Source organism: Mesorhizobium sp. B2-3-11, from assembly GCF_006442215.1.
GTDB classification, from domain to species: Bacteria; Pseudomonadota; Alphaproteobacteria; order Rhizobiales; family Rhizobiaceae; genus Mesorhizobium; species Mesorhizobium salmacidum.
Map to the genome: position 1 here is coordinate 85749 of NZ_VFVS01000014.1, position 17002 is coordinate 102750.

Genomic DNA, 17002 nt, shown 5'->3' on the forward strand with positions numbered 1-17002 from the left:
CAAACCAATTGAGGTCCGGTTTGAATGATCGTTAAAGTCGGCGCGGGCGTTTTAACCAGGCGGTAACCTGGGCCATGGCGCACTCGGTGCAGCCTATTTGCTGAGGTTCATCTCGGCTTCGGACGATTTCTCCGCCTCGCTCTTGTAGGAGCTTTCGCAATAGGGTGTGCACGACATGGTCTGGACATCCGCGCGCCGGTAAATGCGAACCGACGAGGCTGCCTGGCGGACCACGGTAACCTGTGCGTCGACGATCGGGCTGCCGTCCGGGTCGAGGACGACGAGATTGGTGACACCGAAACCCTTGCCGGTGAGCACGATCGTCGAGGCATCCTGGACGGAAGCGTCGGCAATTGCCGGGTTGCCCACGACGATCGTATCGGCGGGGCGCGACAGTTTCACGATCTTGGCCTGATTCATGGTGACCTCGATGTCGGCGCCAGCCCTGGCGGGCGTAATCAAGCTGGCGGCGACAAGAAGCGCGGCAATCAGGATTGAGGATTTCGGCACGGCCATCAAGGCGCTCCACGCAAGCGGACTGTTCAACGGAACATGAACGAGATTGGTGAACCAACGGTTAAGTCGGCTTGCCGCCGCCGGACGTAGCGGTCGGCATGGCTACCGCATGGCCCGATGCGTGCAGGGCTCGCAAGCTTCCCCAAGCCCTTGCCTTTTACGGCGTTGACCCGCGAAACGGAATATTAGCCAGCGCTTAGTGTGGAGTTAACCACGCACTCGGTTCGAGCCGGGAAAGGAATCGGTAAGGCTGTTTATTAAGCCGATTGAAAGAGCTTCTCCCTAGATTGCCAGCATCCGATCAACCATCACAGAAGTTGACGGAAGTGCTGTAACACGTGGAGTAGGAGCTCTCGAATGTCTAATCTCATCGCACGTTTCGTGAAGGACGAATCCGGCGCGACCGCTATCGAATATGGTCTGATCGCCGCTCTCATCGCGCTTGCCATCATCACCGGCGCCGGCGCCCTCGGCAATGCAATCAATGCTAAGTTTACCACTATCGGTACCGCGATGAACACCGCAGGCAGCGGCAGCTAATCTGTCGTATTGCTAAACACTCGGACTGCATTCTGAACAAGGGCCGCCGCGTTGCGGCCCTTGTTCTATGCCGCTGCCAATACCAGTCGTCTTTTCGTTCGGGCCTCATCAATCGTTAATCGAACATGCATAGATTGAGCCCCGTGGAATCCGACAATAGGCATAGCCCCGATGCTTGAAGCCCTGATCTTCGTCGTCTTTCCGTTCTGCATGCTGTTTGCAGCGATCTCCGACATGCTGTCGATGACGATCGCCAATCGCGTGCCGGTGCTGCTTGTCGCCGTCTTCGCGCTGGTGGCGCCGCTGACGGGCATGGAATGGGCGGCTTACGGCTGGCATTTCGCCGCCGGCGCCATTGTCCTGGCCGTGACATTCGGTCTGTTCGCCTTGGGTGGCATGGGCGGTGGCGACGCCAAGCTGCTGGCCGCCACGGCCGTGTGGATGGGGCTCAACGTCCATCTCGTCGAATATCTTGTCGCTTCGACAATCATCGGCGGCCTTCTGACAATCGCGATCCTGTTTTACCGGAAATCGCCTCTGGCGATGTTCACCGGACGCAATCCATTCCTGCGTCATTTTGCGGAAGAATCAGCCGGTGTTCCCTACGGGATCGCGCTCGGCCTGGGTGGCCTGCTGACCTATCCCGATTCCCCCTTGATGGTGTGGGCGCTGGCAAGGCTGGCGAGCTGAATTCATTAAATTTTCGTCGGCCGATATGCCTTGCACGCCGGCTTTGCGGAGCGGCGGCCCAGCATTTCCGCGCCTCACGGCGTAATCTTTTCTAATTTATATAAACCTTAAATTAATCACGATCGTAAGCATTGCATTAACCTTGTTTTGACGATTGCCGCTGCAAAGTCCGGCTTGGCTAGGTTGGTTTGCCAAGGGCGAGGGTTCGGACAGATGCCAGCATCCCGATTGATTATTCTGAGCGTGGCGGTGGCCGCGGCGGGCGGTGCTGGCTATGTCGCGAAAAACATGGTCGCTCCGCCGCCTCAGGTCGTCGTCGATTCTGGCCCCCAGGCCCCCGCGGTGGCCCTGCAGGACGTGCTTGTGCTCTCGGGCGATGTCGCAATGGGCAACGCGCTCGAGAACAACATAGGCTGGCAATCCTGGCCTGCTGACGGCATCAACGCGAATTTCATCACCAAGGCCACAGCCCCCGATGCCCTGGAGAAGCTGAAAGGGTCGATTGCTCGTGTGCCGATGTATGCCGGCGAGCCCGTGCGGCGCTCCAAGCTGATCGGCGAGGGACAAAGCTTCATGTCGTCCATCCTGCCGTCCGGCATGCGGGCGGTCGCAACGACAATATCGGCGGACACTTCGGCCGGCGGCTTCATCCTTCCCAACGATTTCGTCGACGTCATCATGACCCGCAGGGCCGATGCCAACACCGGGGCCGGATTCAGCACCGAGACCATCCTGAAGAATATCCGCGTCCTGGCAATCGACCAGACCATCCAGGAAGACGAGGAAGGCAAGAAGACCAGGGTGGGCCAGACCGCCACGCTGGAGCTGACACCCAAACAGGCGGAGATCATCACCGTCGCCCAACAGATGGCGGATCGCCTGACGCTGGCGCTGCGGGCGATCACGGACACCCAGGAAAAGAATGTGGACGAGGCCGACTATCTCGTTTCCGGCAATGGCCGCCGGGGAACGGTGAGGCTGATCAAGTCGGGCGAAGTCTCCGAAGTAGGGGCAAGGAAATGAGGCTAAGCGCTAAACTGCCGGCAATCGTGGCCATGGCACTCGGCCTTTTGCTCGTCGGAGCGAATGTGCAGGGCGTCGAGGCGAAGAGCACTAAGGTGTCGGCCACGACAGCCACCCAGCGCGTCAAGCTTGGCCTCAACAAATCGGTGGTTATAGACCTGCCGAGCGATGCCTACGACATTCTTGTCGCCAATCCCTCCGTTGCCGATGCGGTGACCCGCACCGCAAGGCGTATCTACCTCTTCGGCAAGGCGGTCGGCGAAACCAACATCTTCGTCTTTGGGCCGAACGGCGAACAGATCGCCAGCCTGGACCTGGCCATCGAGCGCGACGTCGCCGGCCTGGAGGACTATATCAGGCGCTTCATTCCGACCTCGGCCGTCAAGGTGGAACTGCTCAACGACAACGTGGTTCTGACCGGCACCGTCGATACTCCCTTGGATGCTAAGCGCGCCGAACAGCTGGCAAATATGTTTGTATCCGGCGGTGAAGCAACGACGGGACAATATTCGCAGACCGCTGCCGGCGGCTCGGCCCAGAGCGGTGTCGACATCAACAACCCGGACCAGGAGCGCCGCGTCAGCCAAATCGTCAATCTGCTGCAGATCATCGGAGACGATCAGGTCACGCTGAAGGTGACGGTGGCCGAAGTCAGCCGCTCCGTGATGAAGCAGCTCGGTGTCAATATGGTCGGCAGCGGCGGCAGCAACGGCATCAGCTATGGCGCGCTCAGTGACCCTTTCACTGGTCTCGGAAAGCCGTTGTCGAACGCTGGCCTAAGCATCGGCTCCTCCGCACTCCAGGCATACATAAACGCCATGGAGCAGTCGGGGGTCATGAAGACGTTGGCCGAACCGACCCTGACCGCCGTATCTGGTGAGAAGGCGACGTTCAAGGTGGGTGGCGAATACAACATGGTGACCAACGTCTCCGCGAATGTATCGCAAGACAACCAGACCGGTTTGAAGACCTATTCCGTCGATAAGATCGAGTACGGAATCGGATTGGAATTTCAGCCGGTGGTTTTATCGCCCGGCCGGATAAGCCTGAAAGTCAGGACCTCGGTTTCCGAGCCGACAACCGAGGGGTCCGTCTCGGCATCCACGGACAATCGGAGTATCGGCATGAATGCCCTGTCACTGCGCAAGCGCCTTGCTGATACGACCGTCGAACTGCCCTCGGGCGGCTCCATGATGATCGCCGGCCTGGTTCGCGACGATGTCAGGCAAGCCGTCAACGGCTTGCCTGGACTGACAAAGATTCCTGTGCTCGGCGCGCTCTTCCGCAGCAGGGATTTCGTGCGCAACGAGACCGAGCTCGTCATCATCATCACGCCCTATCTGGTGAAACCCGTGGCACGCAACGATCTCGCCAAGCCGGACGACAATTTCAACCCTCCGAGCGACGGGGCGGGCATGTTCCTTGGGCGTGTCAATCGCGTCTACGGCACCATGCAGACCGACAGGCCCAATGGCCGCTATCACGGCGTTGTCGGCTTCATCTACAAGTGAACGGGAAAGCAGACATGTCTCAGTCAGCATTGAAGGCAAGGACCATGGCGATGCGCTCCGGCCGTTCTCGGATAAGCCTGCGGGTCCTTCCGATCATGGCGGTGGCGGTATCGGCTCTGCTGGCCGGTTGTGCCCACCGCGACAGCATTACCGTCGGCGCCATCCCCGACGACTATCGCACCAATCATCCAATCGTCATCGCGGAGAAGAACCAGAAGATCGATCTTCCTGTCGGCGCCGGCGACCGCGGCATGACCGGCTCGCAGCGCGACACGCTCCTGGGTTTCCTCGACGGCTATGACAAGAGTGCCGCTCCGGCATTGACGATCCAGATTCCAAGCGGATCGGCCAACGAAGTCGCCGCGACGGCGGCCGGCCGCGATTTCGCCCGGCTCGCGGTCGCCGCCGGCATCAAACGCGACCGGGTCGTCGTGGTCTCCTATCAGGCTGGATCGAGCGAGGCATCAGCCCCGGTTCGCGTCTCCTACATCGCGGTGAGGGCACAGACCGACAAATGCGGACGTTGGCCCGCCGACCTGGTGGAAACGTCGGAGAACAAGCACTACGCCGATTTCGGCTGCTCCTATCAGAACAATCTTGCCGCCCAGATGGCCAATCCAGGCGATCTTCTCGGGCCGCGCAAGTCTACCACTATTGATGCGGCAAATCGCAGCAAAGCCATCGGTGTCTACCAAGACAGGGGCATTTCGGATGAATTACTCGGCAACTCGGAAGTGACTTACTAAGCCGCCCTCGGAAAGAAGCGACGCCACGATCAGGCAACGGAAAGAGCATGACCATGAGCAACCTTGCCTATGACGCCACCGTGGAGGGCGGTGACACCTCGCCGCAGGACGTTGCCGCGATGCAGGCGTTGCGGCCGGTTCCGCGTATTTCGATCCAGGCATTCTGCGAGACGGAGGGCGTTGCCAATCCGGTCCAGCGCGCCGGCGAGGACCGCCGCATGACCAAGGCGCACCTCAAAGTCCATATGGGCGGCGTTCCCACCGCCATCGAGTTCTACCAGTCGGCGCCGACACCGAACCTGATCCTGCTGGAATCGCGCAGCGAACCCAAGCAACTGCTGGAGCAACTCGCCCAGCTCTCGGAATACTGCGATCCATCCTCGAAAGTGGTGGTGATCGGTCACTACAATGATGTTGGCCTCTATCGCGAACTCATCCGTTCCGGCATCTCCGAATACGTCATCGCGCCGGTGTCGATGGCCGACGTCGTCAGCGTCGTGTCGTCGATCTTCGTCGATCCGGAAGCTGAACCGCTTGGCCGCTCGGTCGCCTTCGTCGGCGCCAAGGGCGGCGTCGGCTCTTCCACGATCGCCCACAATGTTGCCTGGGCAATGTCCTCCCTGTTCAAATCCGAGGTCGTTGTCGCTGACCTCGATCTCGCCTTCGGCACCGCCAACATCAATTTCGATCAGGATCCTGCCCAGGGCATCGCCGAGGCCGTGTTCTCGCCCGAGCGTATCGACGAAGTCTATCTCGACCGGCTGCTGACCCAATGCGCCGAGCATCTGTCGCTACTCGCGGCGCCCTCGACGCTGGAACGCGTCTACGACTTCGATCCCGATGCCTTCGCGCAGCTTGTCGATACCGCGCAGCGCAGCGTGCCGATCCTTGTGCTCGACGTTCCCCATGTCTGGACGGGATGGGCCAAGAACACGCTGGTCAAGGCCGACGAGATCGTCATCACGGCAACGCCGGAACTGGCCAATCTGCGCAACACCAAGAACCTGGTCGACATGTTGAAGCGGCTTCGCCCGAACGACCCGCCGCCGAAATTGATCATCAACCAGGCCGGCGTGCCGAAGCGGCCGGAGATATCGTCATCCGATTTCGCCGAGCCGCTCGGCCTGACACCGATGTCGGTCATCGGCTTTGATCCCTTGCTGTTCGGCAATGCCGCAAACAACGGACGCATGCTGGGCGAGATGGATGCCAAGAACCCGGTTGTGGCCACCATCAACGAGATTGCTCATGTGCTGACCGGCCGCAGCGAAATCAGAGCGAAAAAGAAGGCTGGCCTGGGCAGTCTGCTCGGCAAGCTCTCGCGCAACAAGAAGTGACGCAATGGGGTCGGTAGTCGGTCATGTTCGGTAAAAGAGGCAACGACGACGGCAATCGGTTCACGCCGGAATTTCGCCAGCCGGCACCGGTCGCGCCGGCCGCCGCGGTCTCGGCGGACACCGCGGTTCTTGCCCGGCCCGCGGCCACGCCTCAGCCGAGCGCGCCTGTCGCGCCACCGGCCAGGCGCGCGGTCGAGGCGCCGCCGATGGCGCCGGAACCGAGGAGAGGCCGCGAAAAGAGCGAAACCTACTACGATACCAAGAGCCAGGTTTTCTCGGCCCTCATCGATACGATCGACCTGTCGCAACTCGCCAAGCTCGATCCCGAAAGCGCCCGCGAGGAAATCCGCGACATCGTCAACGATATCATCGCGATCAAGAACTTCGCGATGTCGATCGCTGAGCAGGAAGAACTGCTCGAGGACATCTGCAATGACGTGCTCGGTTATGGGCCGCTCGAGCCGTTGCTCGCGCGCGACGACATCGCCGACATCATGGTCAACGGGTCCAAGAACGTCTACATCGAAGTCAACGGCAAGGTCGAACAAACCAACATCCGCTTCCGCGACAACCAGCAGCTGCTCAACATCTGCCAGCGCATCGTCAGCCAGGTCGGCCGCCGCGTCGACGAATCCAGCCCGATCTGCGACGCCCGTCTTCCCGACGGGTCGCGCGTCAACGTCATTGCGCCGCCGCTGGCCATCGACGGCACCGCGCTCACCATCCGCAAATTCAAGAAGGACAAGCTGACGCTCGACCAACTGGTCAAGTTCGGCGCCATCTCTCCGCAAGGGGCCGAAGTTCTCAAGATCATCGGCCGTGTCCGCTGCAACATCGTCATCTCGGGCGGCACCGGCTCCGGCAAGACGACATTGCTCAACTGCCTGACCAACTACATCGACCGTGATGAGCGCGTCATCACCTGCGAGGACTCGGCCGAACTGCAACTGCAGCAGCCGCATGTCGTGCGCCTGGAAACGCGTCCGCCCAACCTTGAGGGCGAGGGCGAGGTGACGATGCGCGACCTGGTCAAGAACTGCCTGCGCATGCGGCCCGAACGCATCATCGTCGGCGAAGTGCGCGGACCCGAGGTCTTCGACCTTCTGCAGGCGATGAATACCGGCCATGACGGCTCGATGGGAACGATCCACTCCAACAGCCCGCGCGAATGCCTGAACCGTATCGAGTCCATGATCGCCATGGGCGGCTATTCGCTGCCGCAGAAAACCGTGCGCGAAATCGTCGTCGGTTCCATCGACGTGATCATCCAGGCGGCGCGCCTGCGCGATGGGTCGCGCCGCATCACCCACATCACCGAAGTAATCGGGATGGAGGGCGACGTCATCATCACGCAGGATATTGTCCTCTATAACATCAAGGGCGAGGACGCCAACGGCAGGCTGTTGGGTGAACACGTCTCGACCGGCATCGGCCGCCCCCATTTCTGGGAGCGGGCCCGATACTATGGCGAGGAGCAGCGTCTCGCCACAGCGCTCGAGGCTATGGAGAAACGTGCTGACTGACGCATCCGCGGGCGTGAAGGTTCTGGTCGATGTTTGGAATTGACGGCACCGTATTGGCGTTTGTCGTGCTCGCCGGTTTCAGCGCCGGCGCGGTCGCCTATGCATTCCTGTTCACCCAGATTAGCAATGAGAAACAGGCTGGAAAGCGGCTTGAAACGATCAAGGCCGCCGAGACGGACCGTTCTGTTGTCAAGGCGACCCGTGACCGCGCGGCGGACGCCGCCAAGCGCCGCAAATCGGTGCAGGATTCACTGAAGGAACTCGACGAGAAGCAGAAGACCAAGGACACCGCCGTCAAGAAGCCGCCGCTGAAAGCCCAGCTTCGCCAGGCTGGGATGAAGGTGCCGATCGAGCGTTTCTATATCTATTCGGCCATATTCGGCCTCGCGCTGACAATCGTCGCGTTCATGGCCGGAGCGCCGATGATTGTCTTGCCCGGTGTGCTGCTCGCCGGAGCGCTCGGCCTGCCGCGTTGGTTCGTCTCCTTTCGTCGTACCCGCCGCGTCAAGGCATTCCTCAACGAATTTCCAAACGCGCTCGACATCATCGTGCGGGCGGTCAAGTCCGGCCTGCCGCTGAACGACGCCATACGCCTGATCGCCAATGAATCGCCTGAACCCGTGAAGGCCGAGTTTCGCCGGATAGTCGATTCGCAGCAGATGGGCCTGTCGATCCCCGACGCGACCTTGCGCATGCCCGAAACCATGCCGTGCACCGAGGCGAGTTTCTTCGGCATCGTCATCCAGATCCAGTCGCAGGCCGGTGGCAATCTCTCCGAGGCGCTAGGTAACCTTTCGCGCGTGTTGCGCGACCGCAAGAAGATGAAGGCCAAGGTCGCGGCACTGTCGATGGAGGCGAAAGCATCCGCCGCCATCATCGGTGCCTTGCCTTTCATCGTCGCCTTTCTCGTCTATCTCTCCAGTCCCAACTATCTGATGCCGCTGTTCACGACCAGCGTCGGCCATTTGATACTCGGTTTCGCCGCCGTCTGGATGTCGATCGGCATCTTCGTGATGCGCAAGATGATGAACTTTGAAGTCTAGGGCCGCGGCATGACCGAACAAGCCATCAAATCACTGACGGATCCTAGCTTCCTGATTGCGCTGCTGGTCGCTATCGCCGTGTTCGCAACTGTCTTTACGCTGCTCCCGGCGCTTGGCGGAAACCAGCTCAAGGCGCGCATGAAATCGGTCGCGCTGGAGCGCGATGAGCTTCGCGCCAAGCAGCGCGCGCGGCTTGCGACCGAGGCCGATCGCCGCCGCAAGGGTCTGCGCGAGCAACAGTCGGTCGGCATGCGCAACATTGTCGACCGGCTCGATCTGCGGCGTGCGTTGGCCGACGAGGCCACCTTGCAAAAGCTCAAGGTTGCCGGCTTTCGCGGGCAGAATCCGCTAACGCGTTTTCTGTTCTTCCGCCTGGTGCTTCCTTTTGTCGGCTTCGCGCTCGGTCTGGTCTATATTTTCGTGCTCGGAGGATTGCCCGACAAGCCATTGGTGGTCCGGCTGTTCGTCTGCGTCCTGGTTGCGTATGGCGGCTTCTACGCACCGGTCCTCTACGTCAACAATCGCGCGACCAAGCGCAAGCAGTCGATCCAGATGGCGTGGCCGGATGCGCTCGACCTGATGCTCATCTGCGTGGAGTCCGGCATGTCGGTGGAAGCCGCGCTGCGCAAGGTCGCCGACGAGATCGGCGCGCAGTCGGTGGCCCTGGCGGAAGAATTCATCCTGACCAACGCCGAACTCTCCTATCTGCAGGAGCGCAAGCAGGCTTACGAGAACCTGGCCAGCCGCACGGGGCTGGAATCGGTCAAGTCTGTGTCGCAGGCGCTTGTCCAGGCCGAACGCTACGGTACGCCGGTAGCGCACGCGCTGCGCGTGCTCGCCGCCGAAAGCCGCGACATGCGCATGAACGCCGCCGAGAAAAAGGCGGCCGCCCTGCCGCCCAAACTCACCGTGCCGATGATCTTGTTCTTCCTGCCGGTGCTGTTCGCCATCATCCTGGGGCCGGCGGGCATCCAGGTCAGCCAGCGCGGTATCTTCGGCGATCATCCCGGGGCGGCCGCGTCGACCAGCCAGTAGCCAACGCAGAATCCGCCTGCGAAAACAAAAAGCCGCGCTGTAATCGAGCGCGGCTTTTACGATTTGCGGTAAGCTCGCGGCGATCAGTTGGTGGCGGTTTTCGCCGGTTTCGCCTTGTCCTGGTCCTTGAGCTGGCTCCAGGCGTTCTGCTGGGCCAGCATCTGCCTGAGATAGGCGATGTTGGCCTGTGCCTGTTCGGGGGAAAGTTCCTGCGAGGCGATCTTCTCGGCTTCGTCGAAACGGCCCTGCAGGCCGACGACGAGCGCCAGGTTCTGGCGCACCCGGCTGTCGGCGTTCGACTGCTGGGCGGCCGACCGCATATAGGTCTCGGCGGTGCGCAGATCCCCTTCCAGCACATAGGACATGCCGAGATTGGAAAGGATCGAGGGCTCGTTCGGCTTGAGTTCGAGGGCCTTGCGGTAGAGTTGGCGCGCCTCGTCCTTCTGGCCGGTCTGATCGAGGATGGCCGCCTCCGCCGACACCAGCCTCCAGTCGGGATATTCCGGCGTCTGTGCGCGGCGCACCGCATCGAGCGCCGCCTCGAACTGGCCGTTGGCGGCCAGCGCCTTGCCATAGGCGGCGAGTACGTCGCGGTCCTTGGGATAGGCGATCGCCAGCTTGCGCATCACGGCAAGCGACTGGTCGGCATCCCCATCCATCTGCAGCGCCGCCGCGAAATTGGTGGCGATTCGCTTGTCGGTGGGGTTCCTCGCATAGGACTGGCCAAGAGCGGCACTGGCGTTGTGCAATTCTCCCGCCGACATCGTCTCCAGCGGCTTGCCGCTGGTGCGTCCGATGGAGCCGGTGGTGAGCTTGTCGGTTGCGCATCCCGCGACACCTGCCGCAAGCGCCAGCATGAATGCCGTGGTGACGAGCCGCTTTCCCCGGATGTTTATCGTGCGGTTGGTCGGCATCGGCACCCTGGGCCTCCATTCATGCGCGTGGCCATTGCGTGGCCATCTTCCCTCCAGCAGAAATATTCTGTTAACCCTAACGGAGGGTTAAGAAACGCCGACTCGGGCGAGTTCGGCAGGAGAAACGTCTGATGTCCGTGGAACTGGTCGAGAACAAGCTGAAGAACCCGCTGCCGATCCATCTGGTCGCCAGGGACGGGCTGGACGCGGCCGGTCTGTCGCCATCTATTGTCGCTTGGGCCAAGGCAAACGGTTTTTCCGGCGAGGCCGGCAGGACGCTGGTCGTGCCGGGCGAGAACGGAGTGCTCGGCGGCGCCGTGTTCGGGCTTGGCGACGGTGAGGGCGCGCTCGGTCTGGGCGCGCTGTCGAAAACCCTGCCGGAAGGCGACTGGCACTTCGCCTCGGCGCCGGCCGAGCCTGAACTCGCGGCGGTCGCGCTGGCGCTCGGCGGCTATGTCTTTACCCGCTATGGCAAGAAGCCGGGCAAGGCGCTGCGCTTCGAATTGCCGGCCGGCGTCAATGCGCAGCGCGTTCGCCGCATCGCCGACGGCGTTTTCCTGACGCGTGACCTCGTCAACACACCGACCAACGATATGGGGCCGGACGATCTGGAGAGGGCAGTGCGGGTCCTGGCTGGGACCCACAAGGCCGAAGTCTCCGTCATCAAGGGCGACGACCTGCTCACACAGAATTTCCCTATGATCCACGCAGTCGGTCGTGCGTCGTCCGATGCGCCGCGCCTGATCGACATGACATGGGGGCAGCAAGGCGCGCCGAAGGTGACTTTGGTTGGCAAGGGTGTCTGCTTCGATACGGGCGGCCTCGATATCAAGCCTTCTTCGGGCATGCTCCTGATGAAGAAGGACATGGGCGGCGCGGCCAATGTGCTGGGCCTGGCTTCTATGATCATGGCTGCCGGGCTCAACGTACGGCTGCGGGTGCTGATCCCCGCGGTCGAGAATTCGATTGCCGGCAATGCCTTCCGCCCCGGTGACGTGCTGGCGAGCCGCAAGGGCATATCAGTCGAAATCGGAAATACGGACGCGGAAGGGAGACTGGTGCTGGGCGACGCGCTGGCGCTTGCCGACGAAGAGGAGCCGCAGCTCCTGGTCGACATGGCGACTCTGACCGGAGCAGCCCGCGTCGCGCTGGGTCCCGACCTGCCGCCCTTCTACACCGATGACGAGGCGTTTGCCGCGGAGCTGGCGGCCGCCTCCATCGCGGTCGAGGACCCGCTGTGGCGCATGCCGCTGTGGCGGCCCTACGACGCGAAACTGTCGTCGAAGATCGCCGACATCAACAACGTCACCACGGACGGTTTCGCCGGGTCGATCACGGCGGCGCTGTTCCTCAAGCGCTTTGTCGAGAAGACGGCAAGCTGGGCCCACTTCGACATCTTCGCCTGGAACCCCGCCGATCGCCCCTACGGCCCTGCCGGTGGCGAGGCGCAAGGCATCCGGGCGTTGGAGCGGATCATGTCGACGCGCTATGGCTGATGCGCAAGCAGGGCCGGAAAATTGCAGAAACTGAAACGGAACCGAAACAATTTGCCGTCATGCTGGCGCGATGTCGATTGCGATGCGCCCGAGCCAGGCCTTGCGACTGTGGCAGCAAGTGATGCTGTCGCAGGTGCGCGAGGATGCGCCTGATCTCACCATGCGGCAGACGGCAATTCTGTTCACCATCTATCTCGATCCGCCGCCGCATACGGTGCGCGGTCTTGCCGCCCGCCTCAACGTCACCAAGCCGGTCATCACGCGCGCCCTCGACACGATGGGCGCGCTGAAGCTGGTGTCGCGTCATCGCGACGAGCTCGACAAGCGCAACGTCCTGATCAAGCGCACTGTCGAAGGCGCGCTCTTTGTCGAGCGCTTCGGCGATGGTATCATTGCCAAGGCCCACGACCTGCCGATCTGAACAATTTTCCTATCTAACTGGATTGCCGATTTGACCGCCCACGACCCCCGCCTGCACGCCTTCCGCTCCGATCTCGCCGATGCCCGGTTGAAAGGAGAGGTCGCTGCCGACCGTTTCGTAGCGGGCCGGCCGGCGCGGATTTCGGTCCCGGTGGCCGATATCCGCAAGGCGCCGGCGCTGGATTCGGGCGTCAACACGCAAGCTCTGTTCGGCGACGATGTCCTGGTTTTCGAGAATAGAGAGGGCTGGGCCTGGATCCAGGCCGAGCGAGACGGCTATGTCGGCTATGTCGCCGACGCCATGTTGGGCGAGCGGGACCATGCGCCCACCCACATCATCTCGGTGCCGCGCACGTTCCTATATCCCGGTCCCGATCTGCGCTTTCCGATTTCCGGGCAATTGTCGATGGGATCGACGGTAACCGTGACGGGTGCCGCCGAAACGCGCGGCACGCACTATGCACTGCTGCCCTCCGGTGAAGCCTTGATCGCTGGCCATCTGCAGCCGATCGGCGAAGTGGCCGGCGACTATGTGTCCGTGGCCGAGACGTTTCTCGGCACGCCCTATCTCTGGGGCGGTGTTTCCGGCTTCGGCATCGATTGCTCCGGCCTGGTGCAACTGGCAATGCGCATGGCCGGCAGGGAGGTGCTGCGCGATTCCGACATGCAGGCCAATTCGGTCGGCGAGCCGCTTCAGCCCGGCCCCGATTATACGGGGCTGCGACGTGGTGACCTTGTGTTCTGGAAAGGCCATGTCGCCATCATGACCGGCGCCGAGACCATGATCCACGCCAACGGCCACACCATGCTGGCGTCGCGCGAAGGGCTGAAGGAAGCCATCGCCCGCATCGGTTATCTCTATGGCGCGCCGACAGGGTTCCGGCGGCCGTAAGGCTTTCGATCCCCTTTTGTTCCGATTCTGCTTGGCGGTTGCGCGCCGCCGCGCTACCTCTGGCGGGTGACCGAGCTGCCGCGCCTCGCAGACCAGAATGCCGCCGTCGTCTTGCCCGAGCCATTCGTAGAATGGTTCGGCGAGAAAGGCTGGTCGCCGCGCGCGCATCAGATCGAACTCCTGGCGAAGGCCCAAGCCGGGCAATCTGTGCTGTTGATCGCGCCGACCGGCGCCGGCAAGACGCTGGCCGGCTTCCTGCCGTCGCTGACCGAACTGGCCGTCAGGCCGAGGCGAAAACCAGGCCAGGCGCGGCGCGGTATCCACACGCTGTATATCTCGCCGCTGAAGGCATTGGCCGTCGACATCGAGCGCAATCTCGGCAAGCCGGTCGAGGAGATCGGTCTGCCCGTCACCATCGAAACGCGCACCGGCGACACCCCCGCCCACAAGCGCCAGCGCCAGAAGCTTGCGCCGCCCGATATCCTGCTCACCACGCCGGAGCAACTGGCGCTGCTGATCGCGGCAGGCGATGCGAGGCGCTTCTTTGAGGATCTGCGCTATGTCGTGCTCGACGAATTGCATTCGCTGGTGACGTCCAAGCGCGGCCATCTGCTGGCGCTTGGGCTGGCGCGGCTGCGCAGCTTTGTCCCTGGCTTGCAGACGATCGGGCTGTCGGCGACGGTGGCCGAGCCGGGCGAATTGCGGCGCTGGCTGGTCAGCCAGAACCCGCGGAGTGACATGGCGGAATTGATCACTGTGACGGGCGGTGCGAAGCCCGAAATCTCGATCCTCGATTCCGAGGAGCGCGTGCCGTGGGCGGGGCACTCGGCGCGCTACGCCACGCCGGAAATCTACCGCGAGATCAAGCGCCACAAGACGACCCTGCTGTTCGTCAACACGCGCAGCCAGGCGGAGCTGCTGTTCCAGGAGTTGTGGCGCGTCAACGAGGACACGTTGCCGATCGCGCTTCACCATGGTTCGCTCGACGTCGCCCAGCGCCGGCGCGTGGAGAAGGCGATGGGCGAGAACGCGCTGCGCGCCATCGTCGCCACCTCGACGCTCGATCTCGGCATCGACTGGGGCGATGTCGATCTGGTCGTGCATGTCGGTGCGCCGAAGGGCGCCAGCCGGCTGGCGCAGCGCATCGGCCGTGCCAACCACCGCATGGATGAGCCGTCGAAGGCGATCCTGATTCCCGCCAACCGTTTCGAGGTGCTGGAATGCCGGGCAGCACTCGACGCCAATTATCTCGGCGCGCAGGATACGCCGCCACTGGTCAATGGCGGGCTCGACGTGCTGGCCCAGCATGTGCTCGGCTGCGCCTGCGGCGCACCGTTCCGCGCCGATGACCTATACGAGGAGGTACGAACGGCGGCACCCTATGCCGGCCTCGATCGGCCGACCTTCGACCGTGTCATCGATTTCGTAGCCGCCGGTGGCTATGCACTGAAGAACTATGAGCGCTATGCCCGCATCCGCCTCAACAAGGACGGGCTGTGGCGCGTCTCCAATCCGCGCGTCGCCCAGCAATACAGGCTCAATGTCGGCACCATCATCGAGGTGCCCGCGCTCAACGTGCGTTACGTCAAGGCCGGCAGCAAAGGGGCGGCGTCGCACGGCGGCCGCGTGCTCGGCAAGATCGAGGAGGCGTTTCTCGAGACCTTGACGCATGGCGATACCTTCATGTTCGCCGGCAAGGTACTGCGCTTCGAAGGTATCCGCGAGAATGAATGCTTCGTCTCGAACGCGCCCGGCAGCGACGCCAAGGTACCCTATTATGGCGGCGGCAAGTTCCCGCTCTCGACCTATCTGGCCGAGCAGGTCCGCATCATGCTGGACGATCCGCAGCGCTGGAAGAAGCTGCCGGAGCAAGTGGCCGACTGGCTGCGGTTCCAGTCGGACAAATCGATGCTGCCCAAGCGCGACGATTTGCTGATCGAGACCTTTCCGCGCGGCAACCGCCACTATCTGGTCGCCTATCCCTTCGAGGGCAGGCTGGCGCACCAGACGCTTGGCATGCTGCTCACCCGTCGCCTCGACAGGGCGGGCGCCAGGCCGCTCGGCTTTGTCGCCACCGACTATGCGCTCGCTATATGGTCGCTGGGCGACATGGGCGCCATGTTCAAAGCCAGGAAACCTTCACTCGGCGCGCTGTTCGACCAGGATATGCTGGGCGACGACCTCGAAGCCTGGCTGGCCGACAGTTGGCTTCTCAAGCGCACTTTCCGCAATTGCGCGCTGATCTCGGGCCTGATCGAAAAACGCCACCCCGGCCAGGAGAAGAGCGGCAGGCAGGTCACCGTTTCGACCGACCTGATTTACGATGTGCTGCGCAGCCATGAGCCGGACCACATCCTGCTTCAGGCGACCCGTGCCGACGCGGCGACCGGCCTGCTCGATGTCAGCAGACTTGCCGACATGCTCTCGCGCATCCAGGGTAGAATCATGCATAAGGCGCTCGAACAGATTTCGCCGCTGGCCGTGCCGATCATGCTTGAGATCGGCAAGATGCCGGTGAACGGCGAGGCCGATGAAACGCTGCTGATGGATGCGGCGACGCTGGTCGAAGAGGCCATGGGGTCTGGGATGGTTGACGAATGAACTTTTCGCTGGCGCGCGCATCGCTGATCGCCGAGGCCGACATGATAGGCATCGCCGGCGAACGTGCGGTCTGCGATCCGCGCGGCGTGCTCTATTTTCCCGAGCTCAGGCTGCTGACAGTATCGGACCTGCATCTGGAAAAGGGGTCGTCGCTGGCAAGGCGCGGCACGCTGATCCCGCCCTACGATACCGGCGCGACCCTGCTGCGGCTGCAGGCGGTGATATCGGATTACCAGCCGTCGATCGTCATCAGCCTGGGTGACTCCTTTCACGACGGCGGCGGCGCCAAACGCATGCATCAAAGTTTTCGCGAACGGCTGGAAGCGCTGATGGCAGGCCGCGACTGGTTCTGGGTCGCCGGCAATCACGATCCGGAAGCGCCCGCCGACCTGCCCGGCGAAACCGTGCGGGAACTGGCCATAGGCTCGCTGCTGTTCCGGCATGAGCCATCGAAGGTGCGGGTCGAGGGCGAAATATCCGGCCACCTCCACCCCTGCGCCCGTATTGTGCAGCAAGGCCGCTCGGTGCGGCGGCGCTGCTTTGCCGGCGACGGCGGCCGCATGATCATGCCTGCCTTCGGTGCCTATACCGGCTCGCTCAATGTGCTCGACCGCGCCTATGCCGGGCTGTTTCGCCTGGAGTCGTTGATGGCTTACATGCTTGGCACCGAGCGCATCTTCGCGATTTCAGGCTCGATGCTGAGGCCGGGCTGAGA

Annotated in this window: 16 protein-coding genes; 14 read left to right on the plus strand and 2 right to left on the minus strand. The window is 62.5% G+C overall.

The annotated features are described in order from the left end of the window. Nucleotides 1-93: 93 nt before the first annotated feature. Entirely contained in the window at nt 94-516 is a 423-nt protein-coding gene (locus tag FJ960_RS19425) for a pilus assembly protein N-terminal domain-containing protein (protein WP_027142008.1), read from the minus strand. A 357-nt stretch (nt 517-873) separates the two neighbouring features. Between FJ960_RS19425 and FJ960_RS19430 the strand changes: the two genes are divergently transcribed. From FJ960_RS19430 to FJ960_RS19470, 9 genes are all read left to right on the plus strand, one after another. Next, on the plus strand, nt 874-1056 hold the full coding sequence (locus tag FJ960_RS19430; RefSeq protein ID WP_140507625.1) for a Flp family type IVb pilin: 183 nt from the start codon (nt 874-876) through the stop codon (nt 1054-1056). Between the two features lie 171 nt (nt 1057-1227). Further along, nucleotides 1228-1746 carry a prepilin peptidase gene (locus FJ960_RS19435; protein WP_140507623.1) on the plus strand — a complete coding sequence of 173 codons (519 nt, stop codon included), beginning with the start codon at nt 1228-1230 and terminating at the stop codon, nt 1744-1746. A gap of 213 nt (nt 1747-1959) precedes the next feature. Next, entirely contained in the window at nt 1960-2769 is an 810-nt protein-coding gene (cpaB, locus tag FJ960_RS19440) for a Flp pilus assembly protein CpaB (RefSeq protein WP_140507621.1), read from the plus strand. Beyond that, nucleotides 2766-4280 (plus strand): type II and III secretion system protein family protein, encoded by a 1515-nt coding sequence (locus FJ960_RS19445; RefSeq protein ID WP_140716128.1) that lies wholly within the window; start codon nt 2766-2768, stop codon nt 4278-4280. Before cpaB ends, FJ960_RS19445 begins: the two co-directional genes overlap by 4 nt. 14 nt (nt 4281-4294) lie before the next feature. Further along, nucleotides 4295-5026, plus strand: coding sequence for a CpaD family pilus assembly protein (locus tag FJ960_RS19450; protein WP_140716130.1), 732 nt, complete (start codon nt 4295-4297; stop codon nt 5024-5026). A gap of 47 nt (nt 5027-5073) precedes the next feature. Continuing rightward, nucleotides 5074-6363 carry a CpaE family protein gene (locus tag FJ960_RS19455; RefSeq protein WP_140716132.1) on the plus strand — a complete coding sequence of 430 codons (1290 nt, stop codon included), beginning with the start codon at nt 5074-5076 and terminating at the stop codon, nt 6361-6363. Nucleotides 6364-6386: 23 nt separating this feature from the next. Next, on the plus strand, nt 6387-7886 hold the full coding sequence (locus FJ960_RS19460; RefSeq protein ID WP_140716134.1) for a CpaF family protein: 1500 nt from the start codon (nt 6387-6389) through the stop codon (nt 7884-7886). A gap of 29 nt (nt 7887-7915) precedes the next feature. After that, complete coding sequence (locus tag FJ960_RS19465) at nt 7916-8929, plus strand: type II secretion system F family protein (protein ID WP_140507613.1); 1014 nt, start codon at nt 7916-7918, stop codon at nt 8927-8929. A gap of 9 nt (nt 8930-8938) precedes the next feature. Next, nucleotides 8939-9964: a type II secretion system F family protein gene (locus FJ960_RS19470; RefSeq protein WP_140507611.1), complete on the plus strand. Its 1026-nt coding sequence runs from the start codon at nt 8939-8941 to the stop codon at nt 9962-9964. An 83-nt stretch (nt 9965-10047) separates the two neighbouring features. On the opposite strand, the gene FJ960_RS19475 is transcribed toward FJ960_RS19470, so the two are convergent. Beyond that, a complete protein-coding gene (locus FJ960_RS19475; protein WP_140716227.1) occupies nt 10048-10878 on the minus strand; it encodes a tetratricopeptide repeat protein in 831 nt (276 codons plus the stop codon). 131 nt (nt 10879-11009) lie between these two features. Between FJ960_RS19475 and FJ960_RS19480 the strand changes: the two genes are divergently transcribed. From FJ960_RS19480 to pdeM, 5 genes are all read left to right on the plus strand, one after another. Further along, nucleotides 11010-12374, plus strand: coding sequence for a M17 family metallopeptidase (locus FJ960_RS19480; protein ID WP_140716136.1), 1365 nt, complete (start codon nt 11010-11012; stop codon nt 12372-12374). Between the two features lie 70 nt (nt 12375-12444). Then, a complete protein-coding gene (locus tag FJ960_RS19485) occupies nt 12445-12795 on the plus strand; it encodes a MarR family winged helix-turn-helix transcriptional regulator (RefSeq protein ID WP_140507608.1) in 351 nt (116 codons plus the stop codon). A 30-nt stretch (nt 12796-12825) separates the two neighbouring features. Beyond that, on the plus strand, nt 12826-13686 hold the full coding sequence (locus FJ960_RS19490) for an NlpC/P60 family protein (protein ID WP_140716138.1): 861 nt from the start codon (nt 12826-12828) through the stop codon (nt 13684-13686). Nucleotides 13687-13752: 66 nt separating this feature from the next. Further along, nucleotides 13753-16287: a ligase-associated DNA damage response DEXH box helicase gene (locus FJ960_RS19495; protein WP_140716140.1), complete on the plus strand. Its 2535-nt coding sequence runs from the start codon at nt 13753-13755 to the stop codon at nt 16285-16287. Further along, nucleotides 16284-17000, plus strand: coding sequence for a ligase-associated DNA damage response endonuclease PdeM (pdeM, locus tag FJ960_RS19500; RefSeq protein WP_140716142.1), 717 nt, complete (start codon nt 16284-16286; stop codon nt 16998-17000). Before FJ960_RS19495 ends, pdeM begins: the two co-directional genes overlap by 4 nt. Nucleotides 17001-17002: the final 2 nt, after the last annotated feature.